12 protein-coding genes and 1 pseudogene are annotated in these 12,049 nt (G+C 41.7%); 8 read left to right on the top strand and 5 right to left on the bottom strand.

The features are described from left to right. Positions 1-219 precede the first annotated feature (219 nt). Complete coding sequence (locus GGR07_RS01105; RefSeq protein ID WP_021646900.1) at positions 220-495, bottom strand: GNAT family N-acetyltransferase; 276 nt, start codon at positions 493-495, stop codon at positions 220-222. A 125-nt stretch (positions 496-620) separates the two neighbouring features. On the opposite strand from GGR07_RS01105, the gene GGR07_RS01100 reads away from it, so the two are divergent. Further along, positions 621-1,601, top strand: a complete 981-nt coding sequence (locus tag GGR07_RS01100) for a lytic transglycosylase domain-containing protein (protein ID WP_021646901.1) — start codon at positions 621-623, stop codon at positions 1,599-1,601. 130 nt (positions 1,602-1,731) lie between these two features. Beyond that, positions 1,732-2,619, top strand: a complete 888-nt coding sequence (locus GGR07_RS01095) for an ion transporter (RefSeq protein ID WP_034543684.1) — start codon at positions 1,732-1,734, stop codon at positions 2,617-2,619. A gap of 246 nt (positions 2,620-2,865) precedes the next feature. On the opposite strand, the pseudogene GGR07_RS01090 reads toward GGR07_RS01095, so the two are convergent. Then, positions 2,866-3,847, bottom strand: a pseudogene (locus GGR07_RS01090) (ISAon1 family transposase). 770 nt (positions 3,848-4,617) lie between these two features. Here GGR07_RS01090 and GGR07_RS13835 point away from each other — a divergent pair. Then, positions 4,618-4,782, top strand: coding sequence for a hypothetical protein (locus tag GGR07_RS13835; RefSeq protein WP_256680575.1), 165 nt, complete (start codon positions 4,618-4,620; stop codon positions 4,780-4,782). Between the two features lie 138 nt (positions 4,783-4,920). Here GGR07_RS13835 and GGR07_RS01080 read toward each other — a convergent pair whose 3' ends face one another. Continuing rightward, positions 4,921-6,948 carry a protein-disulfide reductase DsbD family protein gene (locus GGR07_RS01080; RefSeq protein ID WP_021645044.1) on the bottom strand — a complete coding sequence of 676 codons (2,028 nt, stop codon included), beginning with the start codon at positions 6,946-6,948 and terminating at the stop codon, positions 4,921-4,923. A gap of 18 nt (positions 6,949-6,966) precedes the next feature. Then, positions 6,967-7,266: a Dabb family protein gene (locus GGR07_RS01075; RefSeq protein WP_021645043.1), complete on the bottom strand. Its 300-nt coding sequence runs from the start codon at positions 7,264-7,266 to the stop codon at positions 6,967-6,969. A 90-nt stretch (positions 7,267-7,356) separates the two neighbouring features. Between GGR07_RS01075 and udk the strand changes: the two genes are divergently transcribed. Continuing rightward, the gene (gene udk / locus GGR07_RS01070) at positions 7,357-7,974 is read left to right on the top strand and encodes a uridine kinase (RefSeq protein WP_021645042.1); all 618 of its coding nucleotides are present in this window, start codon (positions 7,357-7,359) and stop codon (positions 7,972-7,974) included. Beyond that, entirely contained in the window at positions 7,964-9,376 is a 1,413-nt protein-coding gene (locus GGR07_RS01065; RefSeq protein WP_021645041.1) for an MltF family protein, read from the top strand. Before udk ends, GGR07_RS01065 begins: the two co-directional genes overlap by 11 nt. Positions 9,377-9,577: 201 nt before the next feature. Here GGR07_RS01065 and GGR07_RS01060 read toward each other — a convergent pair whose 3' ends face one another. Then, positions 9,578-9,754, bottom strand: coding sequence for a hypothetical protein (locus GGR07_RS01060; RefSeq protein ID WP_021645040.1), 177 nt, complete (start codon positions 9,752-9,754; stop codon positions 9,578-9,580). Positions 9,755-9,901: 147 nt separating this feature from the next. On the opposite strand from GGR07_RS01060, the gene GGR07_RS01055 reads away from it, so the two are divergent. The 3 genes from GGR07_RS01055 to GGR07_RS01045 all read left to right on the top strand — a co-directional run bounded on the left by GGR07_RS01055 (position 9,902) and on the right by GGR07_RS01045 (position 11,925). Beyond that, positions 9,902-10,546, top strand: coding sequence for an AlbA family DNA-binding domain-containing protein (locus GGR07_RS01055; protein ID WP_021645038.1), 645 nt, complete (start codon positions 9,902-9,904; stop codon positions 10,544-10,546). Positions 10,547-10,766: 220 nt separating this feature from the next. Continuing rightward, positions 10,767-11,399: a hypothetical protein gene (locus tag GGR07_RS01050; protein WP_039972539.1), complete on the top strand. Its 633-nt coding sequence runs from the start codon at positions 10,767-10,769 to the stop codon at positions 11,397-11,399. 118 nt (positions 11,400-11,517) lie between these two features. Continuing rightward, entirely contained in the window at positions 11,518-11,925 is a 408-nt protein-coding gene (locus tag GGR07_RS01045) for a DUF4332 domain-containing protein (RefSeq protein ID WP_021645035.1), read from the top strand. Positions 11,926-12,049: the final 124 nt, after the last annotated feature.

Raw genomic sequence — 12,049 nt, 5'->3', positions numbered from 1 at the left:
CAGACACAGTGACGTAATCAGATGGCGGCAGTTCACGAAGAACTTTCCCGTGCAGTGGCAGGCAGTTAGACACAGTGATGTAATCAGATGGCGGCAGTTCACGAAGAACTTTCCCGTGCAGTGGCAGGCAGTTAGACACAGTGATGTAATCAGATGGCGGCAGCTTACAAAGAACTTTCTCCGGTAGTCATTGTAGCTTCGAAACGCCCGATGAAACCTCTACAGCGTTTTATTGCTGAGTTCGGGATGTCGTTCGAGCCATTTCACGGCATACGAACACGTAGCTTTCGGCTTCAGTCCGTTGTCTAAAGCATAACCGTAAGCAGCTTTCACCAAAGCGGAGGCTATACCTCTACCTTCCAAAGGAATAGGTACTTGTGTGTGAATTACATCGAGACTTCCTTCTATCAAGCGATATTGCACGAAAGCAGTACGCCCCTCCACTTCCGTTTTAAACAGCTGCTGCCCGGGTTGATGAACAATATTGTACTCCATAATACTCCTTTTATATAGTGATTACTGTTTAAGAGAACGTATAAAATGCACAAAAAGTTCTTTGAGAAAACAGAAATGAAGTTATCTTTGCAAAAACTCATATTCAGAATTAAAGATACAACCGAATGAAACAGCCTAAAAGCATCAACTATATTCTTACATTTGTAATTGCTCTTTGCATCGGCGCGGCAATCCCTCTACTCACAGGTACCAGACCGGTTGAGAACGGACATTCCGCAAAATCGGAGGTTCCTTATTGCGTAACTTCACCCAAAGTTCCCGAACAGGTTTCGTTTGCAGGAGAGGTAATCGACCTACGCCCGTACGACCGCCGCGAACGTATGGACCGCGAATTGATGGCATTTACCTATATGCACTCTACGACAATGCTGATGATTAAACGGGCAAACCGATATTTTCCCATCATCGAACCGATTCTGAAGGCAAACGGTATCCCCGACGATTTTAAATACCTGATGGTCATTGAAAGCAATCTGAACAATATAGCCCGATCCCCTGCGGGAGCAGCAGGACTATGGCAATTCATGACCGGCACGGCACGAGAGTTCGGCCTCGAAGTGAACGATAACGTCGACGAGCGTTATCACACGGAGAAAGCAACACAAGCAGCCTGCAAATACCTCAGGCAGGCCTACGCCAAATACGGCAACTGGATGACTGTTTCTGCGGCCTACAATGCCGGACAGGCACGCATATCCTCACAACTGGAAAAGCAATTGACCGGTCATGCCATGGATCTGTGGCTGGTAGAAGAGACTTCCCGATACATGTTCCGGATACTGGCGGCAAAACAAGTTTTCAGTCAACCTCAGCATTACGGGTTCTTACTGAAGCGGGAACAGCTATACCCTGCTATCCCCTATAAAGAAGTAACGGTCAGAACATCTATCGACAGTCTCGGCCATTTTGCCCGGCAACACGGCATCACTTACGCTCAGTTAAAAGATGCGAATGCCTGGTTAAGAGATCATTCGCTGAAGAATCCCCGAGGTAAAACATACGTATTGCACATACCCACCAAAGAAGGAATACGCTATGAGCCTCAGAATACGGTAGCTTACAAGAGGCACTGGGTGATAGATTGAATGTAAAAAGTCCGGTGTCCGGCAAGCGGTATTTTGTATAATGGACAACATTTTCTCGCTTTTCACGTTATAGGCCGGATGTCCTATATATAAAAAACAAAGTTGTTATACATAGAACAAGGTTAGTATGATGAAAATAAAAAAGACTTTCCAACATTTCCGCCACAATCGGAAGTTAAAACAAAAATTATACACTATCATTTTCGATACGGACACACCGGCCGGCAAAATATTCGACATAACATTGATATGGTGTATCCTGCTCAGCGTATTGCTGGTTATCGTAGAAAGCCTGCAAGGGCTTCCCGCATATCTGAATACCCCATTTATTATATTGGAGTATCTATTCACGCTCTTCTTTACCTTCGAATATCTGACACGGATTTACTGTTCTCCCAAACCACACGCATATATATTCAGTTTTTTTGGTATTGTAGATTTATTGGCTACGCTGCCGCTATATATCGGTATCATCTTTCCCGGAGCACGATATCTGATTATTATTCGTGCTTTCCGCCTTATACGAATATTCCGCATATTCAAACTCTTTAATTTTCTGTCGGAGGGCGAAAGATTGCTCAATGCGGTAAAAGAAAGTAGTAAAAAGATTCTTGTTTTCTTTTTGTTTGTCGTCATTCTTGTCACCTCCATCGGCACATTGATGTACATGATAGAAGGTACACATCCCAACTCACAGTTCACTAATATCCCTAACAGCATCTATTGGGCCATTGTCACCATGACAACTGTAGGATACGGAGATATTACTCCCGTTACGGGCATAGGGCGATTCCTGTCGGCATTTGTGATGCTCATGGGTTATACCATCATTGCCGTGCCGACGGGTATCGTGTCTGCCTCAATCATAAAAACCTCTGACAATAATAGAGGTAAGAGATGTCCGGGGTGCCACCGTACAGGACACGAAAAGGAAACGAAGTTTTGTAAGTATTGTGGCCATAAGTTAAGCTCTAGTCATAAGACAAAAAAGAAAATAATAGCGGACACAGAAGATTGAAACATAACAGGATACTCAGTTCCGCTCTTTTTACTTATCAAGATTATAGAGTAATCTTAGAGTATATGCAATGAATGTTACTCGTTTTCACTATTACTTGTAGAGCCCGCAGAACCTAACCTGAAAAAGTTCCCTATATAAAAGTATGTCCGCTTTAAAATGGGATATCCACTTATATTAACATTAAAGCCAACTAATTCATTGCGAGTCAGTTGTTTTTTTGGGCTCACCCGATATTTCGGGGGATTATGCATAGAGTTTACAAAGTCTGAAAAGAAAGAAGCTGATATCCGTCACTCCTCTTAATGCTGCTCTAAATGATTTTATCTTTGCATTAAACGATTCTGCAAGGCATTGGTTGCACGATTCACAAAGAAGTTGAGCACCTCGTCGTAGTGCTCATACAAGGTTGCCGAGATTACATTAAAGCTCTTGAAGCCCGCTTGATCCACTTATTCATACCAGCGCGCAAGAGACATTCTTGCCACATCTTTGTGCGAGTTCCTAGAGAATATCATACGTAAGGAGTGGGTAAGTGAATGGGCTTTCTTCAGGTCAGGATACTGCTCAAAGAGCAGTTCTGCTCTCCACTTTTGGCTAGGCGTCCATTTGTCAGCCGATTTAAAAAGAAGGTATCGACTACGGGCTGGAAGTTGCGGGGGTATCACTGATTTGGCACTGTTTTGGCAATGTATATTAGTCCTGACAACTCAGCCTCTTCACGAGCATCAGTATCTGCTTGTATCGCCTCCCAGCGATGGGAGATGCGCATCTCTTGTAGGGCATCACAAGCTAATTTCTGAATATGAAAGCGGTCGATGGTGCGAAGCGCCCAAGGAAAACAACGCCGAACAATAGCCAGCATGGAGTTGGACATATCCAACGTGATTTCCTTGACCATCTGTCTTTTTTCGCGATCTATACGTCTTAATACCTCACAAATGGTGTCGGCTTTCACCCCCTTGATAATGGCAATGATTGTTCCATTTCCTCCTTTAGATGCACGATTGGTTACCAATGTATAGAGTTCTCCATTGCTAGGAGCTGTTTCATCTATACAGATACTCTCACTCATATTCTCCGGGAAAATCAACCAATCCTCTGCATGCGAAAGTTCAGGCCACTCTCGGTAGACACTCAAGATATCTTTATACTGTTTTTCAAAAGTATCGCCATTGATGTGGTAGTATCGGTCAAGCGAACCGGAGGTCGTAGGGATACTCTCCATACAACCCTTTTAAAAAAGCCGCAAACTCTTTCGAGTTGCGGGTTCTCTTGCTTTGAGGTCATAACTCTCCGAAAAGTAACGACCACTACTTTTCTCATACCAACGACGACGACGGACAATTAAGTCTACGCCTGTATTGCTAAGGGAAATCACGAATCACAACTGCCTTGCGAAAACCCTTAGACTCTAAGTCCGAATTCTTCTTATAGCTATCCTTGATCTCATCAAGATAGATTCGAATTAAGGAGTTATCCTCTTCAACGCGGACTACCTCAAAGTTTAACAAGGTATCCGAGGGAAGAAGTAACTGAGCTAATGATAAAAGACCTTGATGTTCCATACCGCAAAGATAAGCATTTCAAATTAATCCTCCCGAAATATCGGGTGAGCTCCCTTTACCCACTGTATTGCTAAGGGAAAGGCGCACAAGCAATATGAGTTCGGTAATAAAGTGGGGATAATAATCACGGGTAGAAAAGGGCGAAAAATTATCACGGCTATAAAAGCATTTTTGGGAAACCCTTACGACGGGGCGATACAATAGAACCACTACTTGCACAGATGGAAGCTGGTCGGTTGAAATTACCCCAAGAGTTGATTTATGATCGAGGCGGAAAGGGGGCGCAAACAAATAAGGGGTGTAAGCATCATCATTCCCGGTAAACCCAAAGCCAAAGACACCCCTTGTCAAAAACGGCAGAAACGAATACAAGTGCAGAGCCAGAGCGGCAATTGAACCTATTTTCGGACATCTTAAAAAGGACTTCCGTATGGAACAGAATTACCTGTGGGCTGAAAAAGACATACAAATCAACGCTTATCTGGCTGCAACTGCTTGGAACTTGAAGAAAATGATGGAAAGACTAAAAGAAAATTTTTTATATTTTAGTTTCCAATGGTTTTTCCGCCAAGATAAAATGAAATTTTCAGCATAATTTGAATTTATAAGGAAACGATTACATAAAATCTGCGAAATCCAACGACATTTACAGAATATCCCTTTAAAACGAGATATTCAGTAAATGTGTCAAAAAGCGCACCTTCTCCCCTCATGCAAAGAAAAACAATACCGCTTATTTCTTTCGATAATTATCCAGACCTGTTTGCAAGAACTGAACGTATTTATCTACATCTTCATCATAAGCATAAGACTTATTTAGCGGCATTCCCTGGTTATCAATCAACACATAGAAAGGTTGGGCGTTAGCACCGAACTTTACACGCTGCAAATAACTCCATTTGTCTCCCACAGTACGCAAAGTGCGTTCTTTTCCATTCTCCGAAACCTTTATGTGGTCGGGCAACGGCTCTTTATTGTCTACGTATAGCGTAATGAGCACATAATCATTATTCATCAAGTCGCTGACCTTCGTATCAGTCCAAACGGCAGCCTCCATCTTACGACAGTTCACACAACCATATCCCGTAAAGTCGAGCATCACAGGCTTACCATTGCGACGGGCATATTCCATCCCAAGATCATAATCGTCAAACTTGGCGTGCACCTCATTCTTATAAAGATTAAAATCTTGCGTGTTCATCGGCGGAGCGAAAGCGCTCACTGCTTTCAAAGGCGCGCCCCATAATCCCGGAACCATATATACCGCAAAAGCCAACGATATAAGAGCCATGAAAAAGCGTGTAACCCCCACTTTGTATTCATCGTCGTCATGCGGAAATTTGATTTTTCCCAACAAATAAAAACCAAGCAAAGCAAAAATCACAATCCACAACGCCAAGAAAGTTTCCCGGTCAAGAATTCTCCAGCCGTAAGCTAAATCGGCGACAGACAAGAATTTCAAAGCAAAAGCCAGCTCCAAGAATCCAAGCGTGACTTTGATCACATTCATCCACCCGCCCGATTTCGGCATGGATTTCAACCATGTGGGAAACAAAGCGAACAATGTAAAAGGTAAAGCCAATGCAATGGCAAAACCCAACATTCCAATGGTAGGAGCTATCACACTGCCCATAGTGGACACTTGCACCAACAGCAAACCGATGATGGGTCCCGTGCAAGAGAAAGAAACCAATGCCAAAGTAAATGCCATCAAGAAAATACTCAACAGCCCGGTAGTCGACTCGGCTTTACTATCCACCGCATTGCTCCATTTCGAAGGCAGTGTTATTTCGAACGCACCGAAAAAAGAAGCGGCAAAAACCACCAGCATCAGGAAAAAGAATATATTGAATATGGCATTTGTAGATAACGCATTCAATGCACTGGGACCGAAAATAAGCGTGATGGCAACCCCTAAAGTCACATAAATAACCACAATGGAGGCCCCATACATCCATGCATCCCTGATTCCTTTTTTCTTGTCCTTGCTACGTTTTAAGAAGAAACTGACCGTCATCGGAATGATAGGCCACACGCAGGGAGTGAACAATGCCAGCAAACCGCCTAAGAAACCCGCAATAAAGATATAAAGCCATGTTTTATCTCCGCCTGCCTGCTCCTCTCCCAAAGCTTGCAATTCTGTAATCACGGGTTTCCATAAATCGCCTGTGGCAAAAGCCGCTTCACCTATTTCCGCAGAGGCGGAATCCGTGGCAAACGGAGCTATAGCAATTTCAGCAGAGTCAGCTTCGTTTTTTTTTATTTTCTCATCCTTCACAACCGGAGCCGCAGGCAAAGCAGGGGCAGATTTGGATTGATCTGCATGTTTAAACGACACTTGTGTGGGAGGAAGGCAACTTTCATCATTGCATGCTCCATATTCCAAATACCCCTCTATCGAATAAGGACCGCCGGTCAGCTTTACTTTCTGAATAAATTGCACAGAATTTGCGAAATAGCGAACCTTCATTTCGAAAAGCTTATCATAAGCTTCAATTTCTTTACCCGCAAATCTTAATTTCCCGACAGGTTCGACTCCTTCTTTCTTGTCAATATTGAACGTTGCTGAGATTGGCCCACCATCACCCAGCTCCGTTGAATAAACATGCCAACCGTTATCAATAATACCGGCGAATATTATTTCTGCTTCAGAATCAGAAAGACTCTTCCACTCTGTTTTGAACTTTACGGGCTCCTTTATTTGCGCTTGTAATGTATAAGCCGTTATACTTAGGAATAATAGCAAGAAAAACTTTTTCATTTTTATTATTTTAGAAGGTTATACTTCATAATCCACACAAGACCGGTTTTCCTTCGTCTCGGCCAAAATCTTTCCTGCCGCCAAATGATCGGGATGACCGGCATAAAACTTCACATCTTCTAACGTATCAAACTCACTATAAAGAGCTATGTTCCAGCTCTCTCCCGGATTTATATTCAGTCCGACCTCTATTTTACGGATGACTGATATTTTTGCCGGAAGTGCTTCGATAGCTTTCTTAAAACTATTCATTACTTCTATTTTTCTGTCAGTCGCGATTTCGTCTTTCAATTTAAATAATACAATGTGTTTTACCATACGTTGCTAGTTTAATGAATTGTTTCTATATTTGTAACATATTAAATGACGCAAAAATACTCTATTTAGTTCAAATTACATTATAAAGAGATGTTAATAATAGGAATAGCCGGTGGAACTGGATCGGGAAAAACCACCGTTGTAAGAAAAATAATCGAAAGCCTCTCCGCAGGAGAAGTCGTTTTATTACCTCAGGATTCATACTATAAAGACAGCAGCCATGTCCCCGTCGAGGAACGTCAGAACATCAATTTCGACCATCCGGACGCTTTTGAATGGAGCTTGCTCTCTAAACATGTGGGGATGTTAAAGGAGGGAAAAAGCATTGAACAGCCCACTTATTCCTATCTGACTTGTACACGTCAATCCAAAACTATTCACATCGAACCGCGTGAAGTTATCATCATTGAAGGCATCCTCGCTCTGTGCGATAAAAAACTACGCAGTATGATGGATCTTAAAATATTTGTAGACGCCGATCCGGACGAACGTTTGATTCGAGTCATTCAAAGAGATGTTGTAGAACGCGGACGAACAGCCGAAGCTGTCATGGAACGATACACAAGGGTTTTAAAGCCGATGCATCTGCAATTCATCGAACCATGCAAAAGATACGCAGACCTTATTATTCCCGAAGGCGGTAACAATAAAATAGCCGTTGATATATTGACAATGTATATCAAGAAGCACTTAAAAAATGAAAAATAAGAACTTTAAAAAGGATGTAAAGACATTTGTTGCACTCCTATGCCTTATATGTTTGTACTGTATATCGGGATGCCGAAACAGGCATCACGGCAAAGAAATTCAAATAGCACATGATCTTCCACAGATTAAAGATAGCGGTGAATTAGTCGTACTAACACTCTACAGCTCTACTTCCTATTTCATATACCGGGGGCAGGAAATGGGATTCCAGTACGAACTAAGCGAACAGTTCGCAAAAAGCCTCGGGCTTAACCTCAAAATTAAAGTAGCCAATAGCATTCGAGATCTCATTGAAAAACTTGTTACAGGTGAAGGAGACATAATTGCTTACAACCTACCCATTACCAAAGAGTGGAAAGACAGCCTTTTGTTTTGCGGTGAAGATGTAATTACCCATCAGGTCATCATACAACAGGCAAACGGTAAATACCCGCTTTTAAAGGATGTTACCGACCTTGTAGGAAAAGACATATATGTAAAGCCCGGAAGATTCTATGACCGATTGACAAATTTGAACAAAGAATTGGGAGGCGGTATTCATATCCACAACGTAAGTAGCGACAGCATTACATCCGAAGAATTGATAGCGCAAGTCGCTCAAGGGGAAATACCATATACGGTAGCCGATAATGATATCGCCAAACTGAACAAGACTTATTATCCCAACTTAAACATAAATCTTTCCATCAGCTTCGACCAACGTTCTTCATGGGCTGTACGGCGGGATTGTCCGAAGTTGGCCACCGCCGCGAACCAATGGCACAAAGAACATATGACTTCTCCTGCATATACGGCAAGTATGAAACGCTATTTCGAGAACAGTAAAACGGCTCCGCATTCTCCTATACTATCTTTAGAAGAAGGAAAAATATCGCATTTCGACGATTTATTTAGAAAATATTCCGAGGAAATTGACTGGGATTGGCGTATGCTCGCTTCTTTGGCATATACTGAATCAAACTTCGATACTACGGTAGTTTCTTGGGCAGGAGCCAAAGGGTTGATGCAACTTATGCCTGCAACAGCAAGAGCGATGGGAATACCTCAAGGTAAAGAACAAAATGCCGAAGAAAGCATTAAGGCCGCCGTTAAATACATCGCCTCTACCAACCATAGCCTGAGAGCCATAAAAGATAAAGAAGAGCGGATAAACTTTATTTTGGCTTCATATAATGCCGGTTTAGGGCATATTTATGACGCTATGGCTCTGGCCGATAAATATGGAAAAAACAAATATATCTGGAAAGACAATGTGGAAAACTACATCTTGCTTAAAAGCAGTGAAGAATACTTCAACGACCCTGTCTGCAAAAATGGATATTTCCGCGGTATAGAGACGTACAACTTTGTACGTGATATTACGGCAAGATACGAAGTTTATAAGCAGAAAATCAGATATTAGAAAACAGGAACCAAATATCGCCCTAACATTGCGTTACATAAAAGAAGAATGCTCACTCCCATAAGAGCCGAAAATAAGAACATATAAAAAGTCCAACCATTACAAAAAAATCTTGCAACGGTTGGATAAGTTAATTATTTTTATCCTATAAACATTATAATGCTTATTTAGGACGTAACATAATTACAGGAACTCCCAAGATTATTTCTTAGAAGCTTCCAAGGATGCTTTACGGAATTCTTTCATTGCTTTTTCAATTTCCAAAGAAGTCTTGCGAGCACGGGTTCCGGCTGCCTTGTTTCCGTTTTCAATCTGAGCGTTAGCATCTTTCGAGAAGTCAGCATATAAAGCTGCAATCTTTTCTACCAATTCTTTCATAATCCTTTTATTTTTTCGTTAATAATGTGTGGCAAAAATACACCGTTTCTCGAAATAAACACACAAAAAAATATATATTTTTTGAAATTAGGACCGAAATCCCCATAATAAAGCACATTTTCCCCTTTTTTACCTACCTTTGTAACTATGAAACCGTTTACAGACAGCGATTATATCTATGCTTTGATAGCCGAAGGCGAGCATCAGCAACAAGACTTCAAATTCGAGATATCTGATGCACGCAAAATAGCTAAGACACTATCGGCTTTCGCCAACACTGACGGAGGGCGCCTGCTTATCGGGGTAAAAGATAACGGACAAATAGCCGGTGTACGGTCGGAAGAAGAAAAATACATGATTGAGGCTGCTGCACAACTTTATTGTACCCCGAAAGTGCAATATACCATCCGGACATATATCGTAGAAGGGCGGCAAGTTCTGTTGGCATCGATTGACGAAAGTTCTCAAAAGCCGGTTTACGCCAAAGACGAAAGCGAAAAGCCTCTTGCCTATATTCGTATTCAAGATAAGAATATTCTGGCAACTCCTGTACATTTACGTGTGTGGCAGCAAATAAAGAATCCCCGCGGTGAATTGATTCGATATACGGAAAATGAGCAAATCTTGCTCGAACTGCTGGAACAAGACACGCGATTTTCACTCGGTCGCTATTGCCGGCAAACAGGAATTTCCCGCCGGTCAGCCGAACATTTGCTCGCTAAATTCATCCGTTACGGCATAGTGGAAGCAATATTCGAGAATCACAAGTTCTATTTCCGCATAAAAAAATGACAAAAAAGAAAGTATCTCCGATAGCGAAAAGCGAATTAACAGTTCTCCGGCATACCTTTACATCATGACAGCAAAAAGAAGATTGTATGGCCGATATCGAAAAGCAAATCAGAGTATTGGTGAAAATCAACAGATTTACTACCTTTGCCCAAGATTTGAGAAATCGAGCATCTCAAATGTTACACAATTAATAGTAAATAATAAAATCGTAAATAACAAAATGGGATTATTTGATGTATTCAAGAAGAAATCCGACAAAACACAAGTCGGTAATGTAGAAGATTTCATCTCACTCACCCGGGTTTATTTCCAGTCAGTTATCGCAACCAATCTCGGCATCACCAACATCCGATTCTTACCGGACGTGGCAAACTTCAAACGCCTTTTCAAAATAGCCACTCAAAACGGGAAATTAGGATTGGCGGAAAAATCGGCATCGCGCAAAATGCTGATGCAAGACTACGGGATCAGCGAAAACTTTTTCAAAGAAATCGACGCCTCGGTAAAGCGTAATTGCCGGACTCAAAACGACATTCAGCCATACCTTTTTATGTATCAAGGTTTCTCCAACGACTTGATGATGCTGATGGGCAATCTGATGCAATGGAAACTCCGTATGCCTTCTATCTTTAAAAAAGCGCTTTACGGAATGACCAAAAAGTCTGTGCATGAGGTCTGTACAAAGCAGATATGGAAAGCGGACGATGTACACAAGACGGCAGCAGCCGTTCGCCAATATAAAGAACGTTTAGGTTATTCAGAAGAATGGATGACGGAATATGTGTACAACATTCTACTGCTTGCGAAAAAAGAACCCAAACGCAAAGAGCAAACAGATGCCAAAACCGAATAGCAAAGGAGTCAAACAAATGAGTAAATTCTATAAATATTCCTTTTTTCTTGCCCGTTTCAAAAAGAATCTCTATATTGTGCCAAAGTTTTTAATATTAACCTTTTAAAAAGAACGGAAAATGGCACATAAGATTGAACAGATCGAGGGCATTGGTGAAGTATATGCACAAAAATTAAATGCTCTCGGAATTAAGACTACCGAAGATTTACTGCAAAAAGGAGCTACGGCGTCAGGACGTGCTAAACTAGCCGAAGAAACTGGCATTAGCGGAAAGTTGATCCTCAAGTGGACAAATCATGCAGACCTATTCCGCATTAAAGGAATCGCCGGACAATTTGCCGAATTGCTGGAAGCAGCAGGAGTGGATACGGTAAAAGAGTTTCGTCACCGCGTACCTGCCAACTTACATGCCAAGTTGGTAGAAACTAATGAAGCTAAAAATCTTTGTAACCGCGTCCCGGCTGTCAGTGAATTGGAAAAAATGATTGCACAGGCTAAAGAGTTGGATCCTGTTATTACTTACTAATATTTTCTATTAACAGGCTTGCAACAGCAATAAGACTAAATAAAAGCGAAATTGTTATCAAAAAAGAAAGAAATATAAAAGTTTCAGAACATACAAAAGCGGAGGGATTTTTCCTCCGCTTTTT

Origin of the sequence: Bacteroides pyogenes (assembly GCF_014196225.1) — a bacterium.
Taxonomy (GTDB): Bacteria; Bacteroidota; Bacteroidia; order Bacteroidales; family Bacteroidaceae; genus Bacteroides; species Bacteroides pyogenes_A.
The sequence above is the reverse complement of the archived record's forward strand: the minus strand, read 5'-3'. Positions and strand labels throughout refer to the sequence as shown.

What these genes read in the sequence shown, in the direction of transcription:
- GGR07_RS01080 (WP_021645044.1), bottom strand. Translation starts at nt 6,948, where the DNA reads ATGAAAAAGTTTTTCTTGCTATTATTCCTAAGTATAACGGCTTATACA.
- GGR07_RS01065 (WP_021645041.1), top strand. Translation starts at nt 7,964, where the DNA reads ATGAAAAATAAGAACTTTAAAAAGGATGTAAAGACATTTGTTGCACTC.
- GGR07_RS01100 (WP_021646901.1), top strand. Translation starts at nt 621, where the DNA reads ATGAAACAGCCTAAAAGCATCAACTATATTCTTACATTTGTAATTGCT.
- GGR07_RS01075 (WP_021645043.1), bottom strand. Translation starts at nt 7,266, where the DNA reads ATGGTAAAACACATTGTATTATTTAAATTGAAAGACGAAATCGCGACT.
- udk (WP_021645042.1), top strand. Translation starts at nt 7,357, where the DNA reads ATGTTAATAATAGGAATAGCCGGTGGAACTGGATCGGGAAAAACCACC.
- GGR07_RS01060 (WP_021645040.1), bottom strand. Translation starts at nt 9,754, where the DNA reads ATGAAAGAATTGGTAGAAAAGATTGCAGCTTTATATGCTGACTTCTCG.
- GGR07_RS01045 (WP_021645035.1), top strand. Translation starts at nt 11,518, where the DNA reads ATGGCACATAAGATTGAACAGATCGAGGGCATTGGTGAAGTATATGCA.
- GGR07_RS01050 (WP_039972539.1), top strand. Translation starts at nt 10,767, where the DNA reads ATGGGATTATTTGATGTATTCAAGAAGAAATCCGACAAAACACAAGTC.
- GGR07_RS01105 (WP_021646900.1), bottom strand. Translation starts at nt 495, where the DNA reads ATGGAGTACAATATTGTTCATCAACCCGGGCAGCAGCTGTTTAAAACG.
- GGR07_RS13835 (WP_256680575.1), top strand. Translation starts at nt 4,618, where the DNA reads ATGGAACAGAATTACCTGTGGGCTGAAAAAGACATACAAATCAACGCT.
- GGR07_RS01095 (WP_034543684.1), top strand. Translation starts at nt 1,732, where the DNA reads ATGAAAATAAAAAAGACTTTCCAACATTTCCGCCACAATCGGAAGTTA.
- GGR07_RS01055 (WP_021645038.1), top strand. Translation starts at nt 9,902, where the DNA reads ATGAAACCGTTTACAGACAGCGATTATATCTATGCTTTGATAGCCGAA.